General features: G+C 42.8%; 12 protein-coding genes. 5 read left to right on the top strand and 7 right to left on the bottom strand.

The features are described from left to right. Positions 1-105: 105 nt before the first annotated feature. Positions 106-2,874: a PAS domain-containing hybrid sensor histidine kinase/response regulator gene (locus DJ568_RS07935; RefSeq protein ID WP_114004735.1), complete on the top strand. Its 2,769-nt coding sequence runs from the start codon at positions 106-108 to the stop codon at positions 2,872-2,874. Here the strand turns inward: DJ568_RS07935 and DJ568_RS07930 are convergent. Continuing rightward, positions 2,864-3,670 (bottom strand): glycosyltransferase family 2 protein, encoded by an 807-nt coding sequence (locus DJ568_RS07930; protein ID WP_114004734.1) that lies wholly within the window; start codon positions 3,668-3,670, stop codon positions 2,864-2,866. The genes DJ568_RS07935 and DJ568_RS07930 overlap by 11 nt on opposite strands. A 114-nt stretch (positions 3,671-3,784) precedes the next feature. Between DJ568_RS07930 and DJ568_RS07925 the strand changes: the two genes are divergently transcribed. After that, complete coding sequence (locus DJ568_RS07925; protein WP_114004733.1) at positions 3,785-4,144, top strand: DUF1801 domain-containing protein; 360 nt, start codon at positions 3,785-3,787, stop codon at positions 4,142-4,144. Positions 4,145-4,171: 27 nt separating this feature from the next. Here DJ568_RS07925 and DJ568_RS07920 read toward each other — a convergent pair whose 3' ends face one another. Together DJ568_RS07920 and DJ568_RS07915 are read right to left on the bottom strand one after the other, a co-directional pair. Beyond that, positions 4,172-5,731, bottom strand: coding sequence for a CotH kinase family protein (locus tag DJ568_RS07920; protein ID WP_147238729.1), 1,560 nt, complete (start codon positions 5,729-5,731; stop codon positions 4,172-4,174). Positions 5,732-5,810: 79 nt separating this feature from the next. After that, positions 5,811-7,340 carry a CotH kinase family protein gene (locus DJ568_RS07915; RefSeq protein ID WP_114004731.1) on the bottom strand — a complete coding sequence of 510 codons (1,530 nt, stop codon included), beginning with the start codon at positions 7,338-7,340 and terminating at the stop codon, positions 5,811-5,813. A 316-nt stretch (positions 7,341-7,656) separates the two neighbouring features. Here DJ568_RS07915 and DJ568_RS07910 point away from each other — a divergent pair, with 316 nt between their 5' ends. Beyond that, complete coding sequence (locus DJ568_RS07910) at positions 7,657-8,604, top strand: EamA family transporter (protein ID WP_114004730.1); 948 nt, start codon at positions 7,657-7,659, stop codon at positions 8,602-8,604. A 65-nt stretch (positions 8,605-8,669) separates the two neighbouring features. On the opposite strand, the gene DJ568_RS07905 is transcribed toward DJ568_RS07910, so the two are convergent. From DJ568_RS07905 to DJ568_RS07890, 4 genes are all read right to left on the bottom strand, one after another. Continuing rightward, positions 8,670-10,112: a TolC family protein gene (locus DJ568_RS07905; RefSeq protein ID WP_114004729.1), complete on the bottom strand. Its 1,443-nt coding sequence runs from the start codon at positions 10,110-10,112 to the stop codon at positions 8,670-8,672. Positions 10,113-10,123: 11 nt separating this feature from the next. After that, on the bottom strand, positions 10,124-13,291 hold the full coding sequence (locus DJ568_RS07900) for an efflux RND transporter permease subunit (RefSeq protein ID WP_114004728.1): 3,168 nt from the start codon (positions 13,289-13,291) through the stop codon (positions 10,124-10,126). A 76-nt stretch (positions 13,292-13,367) separates the two neighbouring features. After that, entirely contained in the window at positions 13,368-14,513 is a 1,146-nt protein-coding gene (locus DJ568_RS07895; RefSeq protein WP_114004727.1) for an efflux RND transporter periplasmic adaptor subunit, read from the bottom strand. Between the two features lie 113 nt (positions 14,514-14,626). Then, entirely contained in the window at positions 14,627-15,013 is a 387-nt protein-coding gene (locus DJ568_RS07890) for a hypothetical protein (protein ID WP_114004726.1), read from the bottom strand. 371 nt (positions 15,014-15,384) lie between these two features. On the opposite strand from DJ568_RS07890, the gene DJ568_RS07885 reads away from it, so the two are divergent. Together DJ568_RS07885 and DJ568_RS07880 are read left to right on the top strand one after the other, a co-directional pair. Next, positions 15,385-18,192, top strand: coding sequence for a glycoside hydrolase family 78 protein (locus tag DJ568_RS07885; protein WP_147238728.1), 2,808 nt, complete (start codon positions 15,385-15,387; stop codon positions 18,190-18,192). 71 nt (positions 18,193-18,263) lie between these two features. Next, entirely contained in the window at positions 18,264-19,049 is a 786-nt protein-coding gene (locus DJ568_RS07880; protein WP_114004724.1) for a mechanosensitive ion channel family protein, read from the top strand. Positions 19,050-19,118: the final 69 nt, after the last annotated feature.

Raw genomic sequence — 19,118 nt, 5'->3', positions numbered from 1 at the left:
GGAAAAATATTAAATTTTTCAATAATTTAAAAAGTATAAAATTATATAACTTTAGCATTCTGCTGTAAGCCTGATTTTTACGAAAATTGATTTCAAGTAATCCGGATGAGTGTATCACACTATATATTTAGCACAGAGCAATTTAATAGGCTTTTTCCGTATTACATTATTATAAGTAAAGGGCTTAAAATTGATTTGTGCGCAACCGCATACAATAACCTGCTTACGCCTTCCGGCCGGACCAGTTTTGACAGGCTTTTCAAGGTAGATGGAATAGTTAACGTCACCAACGAGGCGCTTACGCGATATGTTGGCAAATCTATTTGCATAACGCCTGTATCGCAGCCGGGCATTAATTTGCACGGGCAGTTAGAATATCTGCCTCAAACTGATCAGTTTTTATTTGCTGGTAATGCCATAAAAAGTAATGTTAATGTCGAACAACCTTCGGTAGCCTCCTCGGCAAGCAAAAATGCCTTGCAGGAGCGACTAAATTTTTACGAAGATATTTTAGCCGGAGCACCTGCTGACATCGTGATTTTTGATACTGATCACCGCTACATTTATATAAATAAAACTGCGGTAAAAGATACTTCGCTTCGCGAACGGTTGATAGGGCTTAAGGATGAAGATTATTGCTGGCTCACCAACAGGCCCGAAAACGTTATGCAGGAACGGCGTGCTAATTTTGAAGAGGCGCTTAAAACCCGGCAGGTAGTAAGCTGGGAAGAAAAGGTGACTGGTAAGGATGGAAAAATTAGCCACAGTTTGCTAAACCTTTACCCGTTGTTAAACAACAATAACGAGGTGAAATGGGTAATAGGGTGCGGCATGGACCTCACCAATCGTAAAAATGCTGAAGATCAGTTAAAAATGAGCGAGCGGAAATACCGCAACCTGTATAATCTTAACCCCGGATTGATTTATACACATGATATGAGCGGCATGGTCATGTCAATAAACCCTGCCATAAGTAACACGCTGGGCTACAGCGAAGCCCAGGTTATAAATACTAATATTAAATCTTTTTTACATGCCCAGGATCATGAAAAGGTACAGTATATGTACCACGACAAGCTACAGCAGCAAGGTGCTGTAAAGGGTATATGCCGTGCGGTGCATAAAAATGGCAAAGACATAGTTTATTTGTTTTACCAGAATTACATAGCCGGCGCCGAAGGTGAAGAACCATACGTGATAGGCTTTGCCCATAATATTACCGATCGGATACTTATTGAAAAGGAGCTACGGGCAGCAAAAAACACAACCCAGGCCGCCGCGCGTGCAAAAGAGATTTTCCTGGCAAACATGAGCCATGAGATACGGACGCCGATGAACGGGATACTCGGTTTAAACAACCTGCTTATAAAAACAGATCTTAACGAGCAGCAAAAAGGTTACGCTAATCTAATATCAGGTTCGGTTAACAGTTTACTTGATATAGTGAATGATATCCTTGATATAGAAAAAATTGGCACGGGCCGGCTGGAACTCGAAAACAAGCCTTTCAACATCAGTAACAAAATAAAGCGCACACTCCAGCTTTTTCAATATAAGTCAAAGGAAAAAGGTCTTGACCTGGTATTGAATAACCGTTTACCGGATGAATTTTCTGTGACCGGCGATCAGTATCGTTTTGCGCAGATACTTTCAAATCTTATCAATAATTCTATCAAATTTACCCGGCGGGGAAGCATCACAGTGTCATCATCGTTGCTATATAATTCAGACGATAAAGTGTTGCTTGAGTTTTCGGTGAAGGATACTGGGATAGGTATCCCCGAGGACCGGATAGGAGTGATATTTGATCCTTTTGTACAGGCTTCATCCAGTCTTACACGTAAGTTTGGCGGCACAGGACTGGGCTTGTCTATTTGTAAAAGCCTTGTTGAAATGCAGGGCGGACACATCAAGGTATACAGCAAGGTTAACGCCGGTACTGAGTTTATATTTAGCCTAACCTATAAAAAGAGTAAAATCGTATCAGGTAACTATAATGATGTGCTTGAAGCTATTGAGCCTGACTTGCTAAATAATAAAAAGATATTGGTGGCCGAGGATGTTGAATTAAATCAATTTTTAGTGCGTAACCTACTCGAATCATGGGGGTGCAAGGTAGATGTGGCTTTTAACGGAGAGGAAGCTGTAGAAAAGGTTAAGGCCACTGATTACGATTTGGTGCTCATGGATATACAAATGCCTGAGATGGATGGCCTGACTGCCACCCGCCTGATACGGCAACTAAATAATCCAAAACAAAGCGATTTGCCAATAATAGCGCTCACAGCCAATGCTTTGATGGGGGATGCCGATTATTATATAGACGCGGGAATGGACGATTGTGTAACTAAACCCTATACCGAAGAATTTTTGTACGAGCGAATGGTTAACGCTTTAAAAAATACAGGCAAACTAAGAGGCCATAAGCCCGTTATAGAGAAAGCAGAAGTCGCCGTTAACGACAATTTATTTAGTGATTCCGCAAAAAACGAATTAACTCAACAGCCCGAGCAGATGGATGATGCAAAGAAGTTATATGATCTAACAATGATCGAAACGATCAGTAAAAACAATATTGAGTTTATTAATAAAATGCTGGTGATGTTTTGCGACGTTACCGGGCAGGACCTGGCAAAGGTTAAGGACGCCGCCGCTCGCGGCGATTGGGAGGTAGTTGGGCAGGTGGCGCACAAGTTAAAATCGACGGTAGGTAATATGGGGGTTGACACGCTTAAAGAGGTGCTGCAAAAACTTGAACAACGTAACTCGGACGATCCGCATAAACTTGTCAACGAACTTGAAAAAACCCTTAATAATGTAAAGGCCCAAATTAAGTCAGATCATCCTGAGGCGTTTGCTGCATCTATAAGTTAAACACTCTTTTAAATCTTTTAAAGGTCGCCTTCCATAAACCGCCGTCAATTTGTATGCGCCTGTCGGTGGTCCAAACAATTGCTTTAGCGGATGATACACGATGCATTCTGCCAAAGCCTTTATTGGTTAACTTAAGTGCCAGGTAACCGTCCTCATTAGTGCCCGGAGGATGGTTAAATCCGTCAACCTGCAGCCCTTCTGCTTTGCGGAAACCTGAGTTGAAGCCGTAAACATTTACTGCCTCTGTTTTAAATTTTGCGTTATAAAAGCGAGTTAACTCGGCAAACATTTCATAAAAGTAGTAGGTAAAACGCCCGGTGCTGCCGATAGGGATAAACGAAAATATGCCGTAAGTGATAGCTACGCGCTTATCATTCGCCAGTGGCTTAACCATTTCCTCTATCCAGTCCTTCGGATAAATCGTATCGGCATCTGCATTTAAAATATATTTACCGCGGGCTTGTGATAAACCCATATTGCGGGCGGGTGTAATGCCCTGTACGGTTTGCAACACGTAATTTACACCGCAAGCTTTTATAAGCTCTTCAGTTTTATCTTTCGAGTTGTTATTAACTACCAGGATTTCCACAGCTCTTTGGGTTGTGTTATTGCACAGCGATGCCAGTGTCTGCACAATATTTTCCTCCTCGTTATAAGCAGGCATTACTACCGAAACTTCGGGCTCGGTATTTTTAGATAATTTTTGATATGCTGCTCTTATTGCCTCAAAATTTGCTGCAGAGTGATCTTTGTGTAGATACTGTTTAATGTATTGCGGAATAAAAACAGGTTTCATGCCAATGTTATCAGTAGTTAATAAATATGCAATGCTATATAAATATACTTGCTTTTACGTCCTAAATAAGAAAATAGATGCGTTATGTTTGTGCAAATTCAATAATACCGAACAATGGATAATGCGCTCCGTCCCATTGATAATTACTTTTTGAAACAGCCGGAACCGGTTAAAAGCTGCTTATACGTGCTGCGCGACTTGATGTGCGGGTTTACACCAGGCATTACCGAAGAGTGGAAATACGCTATGGTTTTTTACTATTATAAAGGCAAAATGTTCTGCTATCTGCGGGTCGACAAAAAAACCGGGCAGCCATATCTGGGCATCATGGAGGGCCGTCGTATGCAACATCCCTTGTTAATACAAGATAACAGAAAACGCGTAAAAGTACTGTACGTAGATCCCGAAAAGGATATCGGGGTCGACGATATTATATCAATACTTTCTATAGCGCTAACCTTTTATAACAAATAAAGGCGGATTTTTATCCGCCTTTATTTGTTACATCTTTATAAACTCACTGTCAAGCCAGTGCGCACGTTTTGTCAGCCAGCTTTTTACGTGAGCAACCTCTTTTTCATAAGTGCCCAACACAACCGGATTCGGCCAAACATATTGGTTAAGTATGGGCCATTTTTTAAAGTTTTCCTTTTGGGATAGGTTAATATGGTTTACAGTACTGTCAATAAACGGACCCATTGCCCTTATCTCTTTATTTTTTACCTGGTTCCAACGGGCTTTTACTTTTTTACGGAAGTTAACATCTTCAAATAACCGGCTGAACCATGGTCCGTCTTTTATCCACCAGCCCGTAGGGTGCGTTGCGTCAGAGTAGTTAACGTTGCCTGCAGCCAGGTCAAAATCCCATAAAGGCCCCATGCACAATTTTCCGTCACGGTCTTTGTAATAATATACGCTGCTAAAATCTTTCGCGTCCTGGTTTTTCATAAGCTCCTGTACTATATACCAGTTTATAAACGATTCCACATTTATATATTTAGCGTAACCATTAACCGGATCAGCGAAGTTTGATGCGTAGATAGCATTCTCCGTTTGTTGCATATAATCCTTTATGTAGTCAAATTGCGCCTGCGGTATATCTTCGGGCGATTTAATGGTAAACGGCACATTTTTGATGCTTGTTCTAAACCAAAAATCTTCATCCAGTCTTTGATCAAGTTCCAGTAAATAGCCGCCAGTTATTTTGTCTGGCGAAACATCACCTGCCTTAAGCTCAGGAATATTTACCCTGTTCTCGTGAACTTCAACCTGGCTGGTTAAAAGGTAGCTTCCCAGGTGCTCGCCATTCATTACCAGTTCAACATGGCGTCCCTGCGGTGTAAAATTGGCGCCAAGTTTACCACCCAGGTTAAAAGCCAGGCTTGTACGCAATAGAGTTTTATCGGAGTAGTTAGCCAGCAATACCCAGTTTTTGGCAGATGGCATACCCAGCACAGCTGCTTTACTGTCAAATTTTAAACGATAAGGTTTTTTTGGCATGCCCCAGGTTGAGTTACCGCGGCCCTTAATTTGTAGCGGGATGTTATTTTTTTCCTGCGTAAACAATGTATTCGTGTTAATTACAAGGCTGCCGGTTACATAGTCGTCCTTTGATACCACTGGTCCGCTGGTAGTTATATAAAATACAGGTATACCGGTGAAGTTTTTAACAGTGAATTTATACTTGTACACCTTACCCCCGGGGAGCGTAACAGTGTAAATTACAGGTTTGGTAAAATCCGTACGTGTTACACCGCTAACCTGTAAAGTGTCGTTCACTCTTACCGTTGCGCCGGTGCCGGCTGTTGTAAATGTTATAACCAGTTTTTTATTATTATTTATACCAGGTATTAGCGCGTTTACTTCACTGCCTGAAAATGTCGCGTATACATCTGTACTTACAATGCCGGGGTTTTTACTGGCTTCAATTTTTACTACAGGCAAAGCATTAACAGCCAGTAGGCCGGAATTACCATTGTTTGCTGATTCCTTTAAGCCCTCTTTCTTGCAACTCCAAATAGCTGTTATTATAAAAAGTAGGGTAAAATGTCTTTTAAGCATAAGTGCCACAATATTAATTAAGTGTACGTTGTCAGTTCAAATTGTCCCGACAAAATCCGCGCTATTTATTTGTAAACGATTATAAAGCTGCAAAATTTGCATCTAACCATAGTATCCGCTTTCCTATCCATTCCTTGGCATAAGCAACCTCTCCGTTGTAATCTCCACGGCTTTGTAACGGAAGGCCGTCCGGTTTAAGTAGCGGCCATATCTCAAAGTTTTTTTGTTGTGACAGATTCATGTACAACGCCATTTCATCAATCCTTTTGTATATATCCTTCTCCCTGCTTTTTACCAAAGCCCACTTGGTCCTAACTTTCTTTACAAATGCTGGGTCTTGGAACAAGCGCTTAAACCAAAGGCCGCCTTTAGTGTACCAGATATTCCCCGGCAGCCAGGTATTGCCAAAGCTGATATCAAAATCCCATAGCGGCCCCATACCTAATTTGCCATTACGGTCTTTATAATAATACACACTCGACTGATCTTTAGAGTCAATATTAAGGCCCAACTCTTCAATCAGATACCAGTTAATAAATGAGTCAACGTTAATGTATTTAGCATAACCATTTACCGGATCTGCAAAATTATCAGCAAAAATAGCATCCTCCGTTTGCTGTATATAATCTTTAATGTATGCAAACTGCGCGTCAGTAAGCTCGTCCGGATCTTTAAGCGTGAACGGCAAATTCTTTTTGGTGCGGAACCATAGTGGCGCATCTAATCTAAAATCTACTTCAAGCAGGTAGCCGCCGGTAATAGCATCACCGGTTTCATCGGTTTCTTTTAATTCAGCTATGTTCACCCTGTTTTCATGAATTTCAACCTGGCTGGTTAATACGTAACTTCCAAGGTGGGTGCCGTTAAGCACTAATTCAACAAAACGTGTTTGAGGTGTAAAATGTGCGCCAATTTTACGGCCCATTTCAAACGCTAAGCTTGTACGTATGAGTGTTCTGTCTGCGTAATTAGCCAACAAAACCCAGTTTTTAGCAGCAGGCATGCCCAAAAGCTCTGCTTTACTGTCAAATTTTAAACGATACGGTTTTTTGGGAACAGTCCAGGTTGAGTTTCCGCGGCCTTTGGCTTGTAACGCAATATTATTTTTTGGCTGCTCATATAATCCGTTGGTGTTGACTACCAAAGTGCCTGTAACGTAGTCGTCCTTTGATACGATAGGGCCGGAAGTATTAAGATACAGTACTGGTATACCGGTAAAGTTTTTTAATGTAAATTTATATTTGCGGTTAATCCCGTTAACCGATACAGTATAAGTTACAGGGTTTGTAAAATCCACTGCGGTAACACCGCTTTGCTGTACCACTCCGTTAACAGTTACAACCGCGTTAGGCACGCCGGTAGTAAAGTCTACCACAAAAGTTTTGTTATTATCGATTGTTGGTACCAACGCAGATACTTCAGATCCTTTAAATGTGCAATTTACATCAGCGGTTAATTTACCGGGATTATGGCTGGCTTTCAGCACCACCGTTGGCAAAGCATTTATCGCCAGGTCGTCAGCAGGAGTTTGGGTTGATGGCTTTACGGCATCTTTTTTACAGCTGAGTACAGCTGTAGCTAAAAAAGCTATAAGTAAAATTTTTCTCATTATAGTAAATTAAAGGTTTTGCTAAATTAATGTTAGTTACTGATATTACCAGATTCAACCCAAATTATTGATTATATGTAGTAGTGCGCTACAGGGTGTTTGGGAGGCTTGCAAGCACGTGGTACATGTAATTTAATTTTTTCTGACATACTGATAAGTTTTTGGTTGATACAAACATACATATAATTTAATAAAATTTACATGGATGGTGATGTTATGGCGAAGTAACAATGTACGTTAAGTGCTAAGATGATGCAGTTTTAAATTGTTAATTTGTGACACTTGTTATTAAACACCTGCAGAAGTAAAAGCTAATATGACGACACCAACCAAAACGACATCAACCCTTTGGGTGATTGTAGCTTTCGCGGTAATTTACGTGGTATGGGGTTCTACTTACTTTTTTATCCAGATGGCTATCCATGGTATACCACCATTTGTGATGGGTGCTATACGGTTTTTATTGGCGGGTATGCTTATGCTGGCATGGTGCGTTTTTACTGGCGAAAAGCTCGGGACTTTAAAAAAGAACAAGCACGTTTTTATTAGCGGCGTCATGATGCTTTTTGGTGGCAACGGCGCGTTAATATGGGCCGAGCAAAGTGTTCCGAGCGGGCTGGCTGCTATATTGGTATCAGCGGGACCTATCTGGTTTGTACTGCTGGATAAGTCGCATTGGCACATAAACTTCAAAAGCAAATCCATTATGTCAGGGTTAGTTATTGGATTTGGCGGTGTGGTATTGCTATTTAGTGAACAACTAAGCGGAGCGCTCAATACGCACTCGTTTGCGCAGCTTCCCGAACTGTGCGTGCTTATTTTCGGCTCCATTATGTGGGCATCCGGATCGCTGTACGCTAAACATAAGGCACATGGCACAAATGCTACCGTAAATGCCACCTTACAAATGCTGGCAGCCGGGATCGCTTTTATTCCCGGCATCTTAATAAATAATGAATTAAAGGGTTTTTCTGTATCCACCGTTCCTGCAAGCGCATGGTGGGCCGTAGCTTACCTGGTTACGTTCGGATCAATAATCGGTTTCAGTGCTTATGTCTGGTTGTTAAAGGTACGTTCAGCGGCCCAGGTAAGCACCCATTCGTACGTAAATCCTGTAATAGCTGTGATACTGGGCGTTGCCTTTGCCGGGGAACAAATATCCATAAAGCAGGTGATTGGCCTGGTTATAATATTGTGCAGCGTTTTGCTTATCAATATGGCAACCTATCGTAAAGCAAAGCGACGTAAAGCAGCCACAATATAAATACGAAGCCGCATTATCCGGCTTCGTATTTATGGTGTCCGATTAATATTCACGGTCAATATTATCTATCGCCATCCCCCGCCAACAGCCTGGTAAAGGTTAACGGCGCTCAAGAATATATTACGCTTGGTGTTGGCCAATTCCAGTTCCGCATCAAGCACACTTCGCTGGGCTGTAATTATTTCAAGGTAGTTGGCCCGGCCCACCAAATATAGGTCGTTAGCTACCGAAAGTGCATTATTTAAAGCCTGTAATTCCTGTTCTTTCATCCTGTAAAACCGGTTGTAATTTTCAATGCCATTAAGGCCGTTACTTACTTCCTGAAAACCGGCCAGAATATTTTTCTGATAATTATACACTGCCACTTTACTTTCAGCAATGGTGCGCTCTAACTCCGCCTTAAGCATTTTGCGATTGAACAATGGCGCGGTAAGTCCGCCTAATACCCCATAGGTAACAGATCCCGGGTCAAATAATAATGCGGCTTTAAATGCATTATAACCAACATATGGTGTAAGTGTTAAACTGGGCAAAAAGTTGGCTCGTGCCGCTTTTATGTCAGCGTTCATAGCTTTTAACTCAAGTTCGGCGGCCTGTATATCTGGCCTGTTAAGCAAAAGTTGCGACGGTATGCCGGCAGCCAGCAGTGGCGGTAAAGCGGCCGAAGTAATTGATGAATCGCGCGCAACCGGCCTGTCAAATCCGCCGGTTAAAAAGTTCAGCCTGTTTTCTGTTTCTTTAATTTGCTGGCGGGTGCTGTATTCCAAACCTTTAGTACGCAGAAGCTGCGCCTGAAACTGCTGCACAGCCAGTTCGGTTGCCCGGCCGCCCTGTTTTTGTATCTTAACAATCTCTAAGGCGTTTTCCTGTAAACCTATATTTTTTTTGATAATGCCTAATTCGGTATCAAGCGCCAGCAACTGGTAATATGCTTGTGCTATTTGCGCAGTAAGGGATGTGATAACCAAACGGTAACCGTGATTGCTGGCCAGAAAACGTGCGTAAGCGGCCTTTTTGCGGTTATTCAATTTACCCCACAAATCAATCTCCCACGAACTTTGAAAGCCAAGAAAGTAATTGGGTACCGGGTTGGGTATACGCTGGTTATTGTTAATATTTGGCGAAAAGTTAGTATCATAGTTGCCTACGCCATTCATCGTGTAATCGCCATACTTTTCAACCCCGGCATTGCCCGTTATATTAATTTGAGGTAACAGCTTTGATGCATTGAAGCGCAAATTTGCTTTAGCCATTTCTACCCGCTGTAATGCAGTTAAAATATCTGGGTTAGCTGCTATAGCCGTATCTATCAGGTTCACCAGGTATGGGTCGGCAAAAAACTGCTTTATGGGCAGGCGCGCTATGCTGAGCGTATCCGTTACGCCGGTATAAGTGGCCGGCAGCTTTATATTAGCAGTTGTTGTAGCCACCTTATAATTTTGGCAGCCGGTTGTAACCAGTATCGCCGGTATTGAAAGTAGTATATAATGAAGTGCTTTTTTAAGCATTTTTTTATAATTTAATTATTAATTAGTTCTGGCTCAGGTTCAGTTGCAATCCCGTTGAGCTCTTTGTTTTTCTTTTTACGGGATGCTAAACCAGCAAAAATGACATAAAGCCCCGGTATAAGTATCACCCCGAAGATGGTACCCATCACCATACCGCCGGCGGAGGCTGTACCGATTGAACGGTTACCTGCCGCTCCGGCACCTGTGGCAATACACAACGGAATAAGGCCGGCTATAAACGCCAGTGACGTCATTAAAATAGGGCGGAGCCTTGATGCAGCGCCTTCAATAGCGGCTTTCAAAACAGTAGCGCCTTCTTTTTGCCGCTGTATGGCAAACTCCACAATAAGTATGGCGTTTTTGCCCAGTAGGCCGATGAGCATTACAAGTGCTACCTGTGCGTATATATTGTTCTCTAATCCCGCTATCTTTAAGAAAAAGAATGCGCCGAAGATACCTGTAGGCAAGGAGAGGATAACCGGCAAGGGCAGCAGGAAGCTTTCGTACTGAGCGGCCAGCAATAAATAAACGAATATTAAACAAATAATAAATATTACAATTGCCTGGTTGCCCGATAATATCTGCTCACGCGTCATGCCCGACCATTCAAATACATAACCTTTGGGCAGCTTTTCTTTTGCTACACGTTCTATAGCAGCAATAGCGTCGCCGCTGCTGTACCCGGGCGCTGCATCGCCGGTTATCATGGCGGAGGTATACATGTTATAGCGTGTTAGTTGCTCAGGGCCAAATATCTTTTCCATTTTTATGAAGGTTGAAAACGGCACCATTTCGCCTTTATCATTCTTCACTTGTAAGTTTAAAAGGTCTTCGGGTTTTGAGCGATACTCCGGCGCGGCCTGCACCATCACCTTGTACATCTGGCCAAACCGTATAAAGTTTGAAGCGTAATAACTACCCATCAGAGTTTGCAGCGTAGACATCGCTTTGTCAATAGTGATCCCTTTTTGAGCAGCGGTTTGCTGGTCTACAGAAATCATGTATTGCGGAAAGTTTGGGTCAAAGCTGGTAAAGGCCCCCTGAATCTCCGGCGAATCGTTCAATGCGGCAACGAAGCTCTGGGATACCTCCGCTGCTTTTTGCAGGTCGCCGCGGCCTGTACGGTCCAGCATGCGTATTTCAAAGCCGCTTGAGTTACCAAAGCCCGGTACCGTTGGCGGCGGGAAGTATTGAATAGATGCACCACCTATATTACGGGTCCTATGTTCCAGTTTTTCTATCACGTCTGTTAACGACTGTGTTCTTTCATCCCAGGGTTTAAGATTTATCATAGCCATTCCGTATGAGGCGCCGGCTACTTCATTTACAAGGCTGTAGCCCGCAAGGGTTGAAACCGACTCAATAGCAGGTATTTTTTCAGCCCTGCGCTGTATGGCTTTTAAAACATTTTCCGTACGCTCAACCGTCGCGCCTGACGGCGTAGTTACGTTAACATAAATCATTCCCTGGTCTTCTGTAGGGATAAAGCCGGTGGGCAGTATGGCGTTAAAACCCCACGTTAACAAAAAGAAACCCGCGAGCAAGGCTATTGTGATACCCTTACGTGGCGACAACCACATCATCAAGCTGGCGTAACGACCTTCCAGCCGGTTGTATTTATTATTAAAGCCGGAAAAGAACTTGTCGATCCAGCCCTTCTTTTTAGGCGCATGGTTTGGTTTCAGCATTATGGCGCATAGGGCAGGAGTAAGTGTAAGGGCGTTTACACCTGATATAACAATGGAGATAGCAAGCGTAAGTGAAAACTGCCTGTAAAAAACACCTACAGGGCCCGACATGAAAGCTACCGGCACAAAAACTGCTGACATTACCAGCGTAATAGCTACTATAGCGCCGCTTATCTCTTTCATTGCCGCTACGGTAGCATCCATGGCATTCATATGCTCATCATGCATTTTAACATGCACGGCTTCAACCACAACAATCGCATTATCCACCACAATACCTATAGCCAATACCAAAGCAAATAGTGTGAGCAGGTTGATTGAGAAGCCCAGCATCTGCATAAAAAACAAAGAGCCGATAAGCGCGACCGGAACAGCCAGGGCAGGTATCAACGTGGAGCGGAAATCCTGTAAAAAAATGTATACGACGATAAAAACGAGTAAAAACGCCTCAACCAGCGTGCGCAAAACTTCGTGGATGGACGCATCCAAAAACCGCGATACATCATAGTTGACGTTGTAAGTCATGCCTGATGGAAAGTTGGTTTCTTTTAGCTCAGCCATGCGCGTTTTTATATTATTAATAACATCACTGGCGTTTGATCCTGGGCGCTGCTTTATCATGATGGAGGCTGAAGGCCTGCCATCTGTATTAGATACCATGCTATAAGTAAGCGAACCGAATTCTACATCGGCAATCTCTTTCAGCTTTAACACTGCGCCACCTTCATCAGCGCGGATAACAATATTTTCATACTGCTTAGGCTCATAAAATTTACCCGTATACCGAAGTACATACTGCAGCATTTGCGGTGATTTATCAGAGCTTTCGCCGGTTTTACCGGGTGCTGCCTCTACGTTTTGCGCTCTTATGGCATCAATCACTTCGTCGGTAGATACGTTATAAGCCATCATTTTATCCGGCTTAAGCCATACCCGCATCGAGTATTCTTTGGCGCCCATAATTTCGGCACGGCCTACGCCGTCAATACGCTTAAGCTCCTGCAGTACGTTAATGTCGGTAAAATTGTAAATGAACTTTTCGTCGGCACTGGTGTCCTGGCTCATAATATTCAGGTACATCAGCATACTGTTAACTTCTTTTTCGGTTGTAACCCCCGCTTTTATTACCTCTTCAGGCAGCTCATCTATAATGGTTGATACCCGGCCCTGTACGTTTACGGCGGCCTGGTCGGGGTCAATCCCCACGTTAAAGTAAATTTGAATTAAGGTAATACCATCATTACTGCAAACGGTTGACATATAAGTCATTCCGGGTACGCCGTTTATAGCGCGTTCAAGTGGGGTGGCAACAGCTTTTGCACAAACCTCAGCGTTGGCCCCCGTGTACTTTGCAGTAACCGTAACAGACGGGGGTACTATATCAGGAAACTGGGTAACAGGCAATGTTACCAATGCCAGTACGCCCAGTAAAGTAATTATCAATGAGATAACCAGCGACAGTACGGGTCGCTTTATAAAAGTTTCAAACATATTTGTTTCAGAAAAGATTGTGTAAAAGTACAAGGCCCCGCTTTGCGAGCCTACTTAGCCGTGAACTGATCAGCACTTATCGCTGCATCGCCAGCAATGCACTCTTTGGCATTTGCCGTGGTTTTATCACCATTCCGTCACGTACATTCTGGGTGCCTTCGTACAAGATTTTGTCTCCGGCTTTTAGTCCTTCAAGTACTATGTAATAATGGGAAAAACGGGTTAGCGGTGTAAATTCCTGCATCCGGAGCTTATTGCCATTATCAACGATATATACATAACTTTTATCCTGGATGTCAAAAACAGACTGTTGCGGTACCATGATTACATTTTCGGCCTTGGTTGATATGTATAACTTACCCGTGGCACCATGCCTTAATAAGCCTTGGGGGTTAGGAAACCGGGCACGAAAGTTAATTGAACCGGTTGTTTGTTCAATTTCACCCTCCACTGTTTCTATCTCGCCATTATGCGGAAAAGCAACACCATCAGCAAGTACAAGTGTTACCTCGTCGCTGGTTTTGTCAGGCGATGTTTTGTGATTACGTACATATTGCAGATACTCATTTTCGGGGAAGCTGAAATAGGCATACATTGAACTGATATCAGATATGCTGGTAAGCAGGGTGCCCTCATCTATTAAGCTACCGGCTTTTAACGGAATACGGTCAATAATTCCGCTAAAAGGTGCATTTATATGGGTGTAAGCTAATTGGTTTTGAGCGCTTTGCACCATGGATTGCGCTTCGTCGATATTAGCTTTGTCGGCATTCAATTTTGATAGGGCAACCTCCAGTTCTGACTTGGATATCACCTTCTTTTCAACAAGCATCCGTACACGGTCAACTTCCAGTTGAGTTGACTTTGCAGCGGCCATTGCATTGCTTAAAGCAGCTTTAGCGCGCGAAAGGTTTACTTTAAATTCCTGGTCGTTTATTTTAAACAATGGCTGGCCTTTTTTAACCGGTTTGCCTTCGTCAATGTATATTTTTTCTAAAAAGCCCTTTACACGGGCGCGTATCTCCACATTTTTATGCGCCTGTATGTCAGCAACATAAGGTTTTTGCAACACGGTATCCCTGGGTTGCAAGGTCATAACGGGTAAACTTAAGGTATCTGCGGCTGCATTTTCGCTTTCCTTATCGCTTTTGGAGGCGCATCCCGTGACAAGCACAGCACCGGTTAATACAATGTAATAGCCAATAGCTTTTAATTTCTTCATTTTTTAAGCGTGTTAATATTCCAGTTGAACAGTACGGCATTTACAGCGTACCACATTATAAAGACAAAAGAACTTGCATACCGCAAGGGTATACTGCAGAAAAAAAATGAACCTTAAAATGGACTAAGCCGGAACAAAAACGCGTAATACGCCGGAAGAGCAGCCGGCCGAACTATAAATTTTTTATAGAGCTGTTTTATATGCACCGGCAAATAACCCGGCACGAGTTGATAATAGGGTAATAAAGCACTAACATCAACAGACCTGCCCGCTAAAAAGCGCATGCGGTTCCGGGTGCTCCGTGCCTTACTGTCACGAGATTCAGGTGAATCCTCATGGTAAGAAGCTTCTTCAGCGCAAACTGATGAAACTGGTTTTGATTGAGCTTGACGAGATTGATTGTTGCCTTGTAAAATATCGGCGCTAATTAACCCTGCTGATACGATGATAAGCCAGGCAAGTACAAATATGTAAACAAGTCGTTTTAACATAACCTTCATTGCGAAGTTAGTAATATTTTATTCGATTATCAATTCAATTTGTAAAATTTTAGATAATTGATAAAAAAAATGTTAACTATTTTCCGTTTATATCTCAAATGTGTTAAAATGTAACAAGATTGTTAGCCAAAAAAAGCATTTTGTTGTTCTTCCGGGTAAAAATAAGCTGTCATTTCTGACTGAGATTTAAAATTATGCTATTGTAAACCTAAAATAATGCCGCTTGCTTTAAACTGGTTAACTTTATATTCATTGTGTTAGCTTATTTCATTTTTTTGATACATAACATAAGTAAGTACACCATACTGCAAATCTACATCTTGTATCGGCGGGTAAATTTTATCAACTTAGCTTCCACCAATTATAATACTATGCTGTCAAAAACTTTAAAACTGCTGGGAGTATGCGCCGGAATTGTTTATCTGCTAGCCGGATGCCGGCAGTACACCACACCACAAGCGGTTCCTGAGAATTTAACCTGTGAATATTTAAAAGATCCGTTAGGGATAGACGTTATCAAGCCGCGTTTAAGTTGGATCTCCTCATCACAAACGCGAGGTTTTATGCAGCACGCATACCGCATTTTGGTATCAAGCTCAATAAATAAGCTTAATAAGGACGCCGGGGATATATGGGATAGTGGAAAAATAGAATCAGACAGCAGCATAAATATTCGTTACAATGGAATGCCGCTGCAATCAGGCGGCCGCTATTTTTGGAAGGTAAAGCTATGGAACAATACGGGCGAAGAATCGGGATGGAGTAGTGTCGCTACCTGGTCTGTGGGATTATTGGATACCTCTGATTGGAAAGGCAAATGGATAGGCAATGATGAGCCAATGCCTGGTGATAACGTCAATGCAGTTTACACACGTGTATCCGCCCGGTATCTGCGAAAAGATTTTGCTTCGTTAAAGAAGGTTAAAGCGGCAACTGCTTACTTGTGTGGGCTTGGTTTATCAGAGTTATATATAAATGGCAAAAAAATTGGCGATGCAGTACTGTCGCCGGCCCTGGCCGAATATCCAAAGCGGGCATGGTACACCACCTATGATGTTACTAACGATATAAAGCAGGGGCGTAATGCATTTGGCATACTGCTGGGCAACGGCCGCTTTGTAGGTGTACGTGTAAAACCTGTTCCGGTATATTATGACAATAATTTTATTACCAAATTAACCCATTACGGGATGCCAAAGGCAATAGGGCAGATAGCTATTGAGTATACCGACGGCACACACCAAACAATATATACCGATACCGACTGGAAGCTAACTAACCAGGGGCCTATCATTACCAATAATGAATTTGACGGCGAAGAGTACGATGCGACTAAAGAATTAACGGGATGGAGCGAAGCAGGATACAACGACAAAGAATGGCAAAATGCGCGACATGTAAAGCCAGGCGCTTTACAACTTAGCGCCCAGATGACCCCGCCTATTAAAGTAATGAATAAAGTAAAACCCATAGCAGTGTTTGAGCGTGCCCCTGGCGTGTTTATTTTTGATATGGGGCAGAACATGGTTGGCTGGGTAAACTTAAAAGTGCAGGGAAAAAGAGGCCAAAAGGTAGCCATGCGTTTTGCCGAAGTGCTGAAACCTGATAGTAACCTGAACCTGGCGCCTATACGCACCGCCAAAGTAACCGATGCTTATACACTAAAAGGCATCGGCATTGAAAGCTGGCAGCCGCGCTTTGTTTATCACGGTTTCAGGTATGTTGAGGTGCGCGGTTATCCCGGCAAGCCAAGCCTGGATGCTATTACGGGCATGGTTGTGCACGACGCGCTTGAAGAGGGCGGTACATTCGTTACATCAAACGCCGTAATCAATAAAATATTTAATAATGCTAAATGGGGAATTAAAGGCAATTACAGAAGCATTCCGACTGACTGCCCGCAGCGCGATGAACGGCAGGGGTGGTTAGGCGACCGTGCTACCGGATCGCGCGGAGAAAGCTATCTTTTTAACAATGCCCCGTTATACGCCAAATGGCTACGGGATATAAACGATGCTCAAACAGACAGCGGTAGCATACCTGACGTGGCACCATCATATTGGCAGCTTAATACTGATAATATAACATGGCCCGCTGCCTATATTATCATCGCCAATATGTTATATGAACAGTTTGGAAACCGTGAGCCGCTGATACAGCATTATGCTTCAATGAACAAGTGGATGGACTTTATCAGGAACAAACGTATGACAAATTATATCATAGAATTTGATCAGTATGGGGACTGGTGCGTTCCACCTGACGATCCTTCCATTATAATGAGCAAAGATCCAAAGAGAAAATCCGATGGCGCGGTTTTAAGCACAGCATACTATTACCATTTATGCGGAATTATGGAGCGTTTTGCCCGGTTAAATAACAACATGAAAGATGCCGGCGAATACGCGAATTTGCAAGCCAATATTAAAAAAGCTTATAACGCGCGTTTTTTTGATATAAAGAGAAACGCTTATACAAATAATACAGCCACCACAAATGGGTTGTCTCTGTTTTTTGGGCTGACGCCCGGTAAGTCACGCCAGGCGGTGTTTAACAACATGGTAAACACAACTATGAGGGACTTTAACGGCCACGTAAGCACCGGACTAATTGGTGTACAGTTTCTGATGCGCACACTTACGCATATGGGCCGGCCGGATGTGGCGTATAAGCTGGCTACCAATAAAGATTATCCGGGTTGGGGCTACATGGTTGAAAACGGGGCCACTACCATCTGGGAACTGTGGAACGGCAATACTGCGGACCCTTTCATGAATTCCGGTAATCATGTAATGCTGTTAGGCGATTTGGTTATATGGTATTTTGAGGACCTGGCCGGTATTAAGCCTGATGCCAATACCCCCGGATTTAAAAAGATTATTATGAAACCTACGCCAGTTGCCGATCTGACTTTTGTGAAGGCGTCGCACAAATCACCATATGGATGGATAAGAAGCGAATGGGAAATAAAAAACGGAAGCTTTACCTGGAATATAACTGTGCCTGCCAACACAACGGCAAAAATATACGTACCAGCTAAATCTGAAGAAGATGTATATGAGGGAAGTGGCCGCGCCAGCAAGGCTGACGGTGTAAAATTGCTCGGCGCGGAAGGGGGGCGGGTAGTTTATGAAGTTGGTGCCGGTTCGTATAAGTTTAGCGCTGTTATAAAAAAATAGTAATACAACAGCGCTTGTTAAAACCTGGCCCGGGTTATTGCGTTTTAAAAAAACGGTAACCAGGTCATTTTATGGATATAGAAAAGTTTTATAACAAGGTCTATGATTGGATTATCACTTTTGGTCCACGTATACTTATAGGAATAGTTTTATTAATAGTCGGTTTCTGGTTAATTAACTTAATCGTCAGGTGGTCCAAATCAGGCATGCAAAAGCGCGATTTTGACGCTTCCTTAAAGCCTTTTTTTACAAGCCTTATAGCTGTTGCCCTCCGGGTGTTGCTTATACTTGGTGTAATGCAGGTAATAGGTGTACGCATGACGCTGTTTGCAGCCATCATTGGCGCTTTCGGCGTAGCAGCCGGCCTGGCACTTTCCGGTACACTGCAAAATTTTGCCAGCGGCATACTTATTTTGTTGCTCAAGCCTTTTTCAGTAGGTGATAATATCATTACGCAGGGGTTGGAAGGTACGGTTACTTCCATTCAAATATTTTACACTATGGTGCGCACTTTTGATAACCGCTCTGTAATAGTTCCTAACAGCAAACTGTCTAACGAAGTAATCATCAACATTAGCCGTGAGGGTAACCGACGTCTGGACATAGAGATGAAGTTTGGTAATGCAATAGATATACAGCAGGTAAAGTCAGTTATTAACGCGGCCATTGATAAATCAGAACATATACTCAAAAATCCTGAGCGACGAATCGGTGTTGCCGTTCTTGAAGAAAACGGTTATAAACTAGGTATAAACGTTTGGGTTGACGCACATGGCTTCCAGGATACCAAACTTGCCCTTCAGGAAACAATTTTGGAAGATCTTAAAGCATCTGGCATTAAGCTGGCCGGTTTGTGAGGTTTTGGCAGTGATTACATTAGCGGCAGCTTAATGGTGGTTTAAAATTGTTTTTGTATAATTGATAGA

Source organism: Mucilaginibacter hurinus (assembly GCF_003324525.1).
GTDB lineage: Bacteria > Bacteroidota > Bacteroidia > Sphingobacteriales > Sphingobacteriaceae > Mucilaginibacter > Mucilaginibacter hurinus.
The sequence above is the reverse complement of the archived record's forward strand: the minus strand, read 5'-3'. Positions and strand labels throughout refer to the sequence as shown.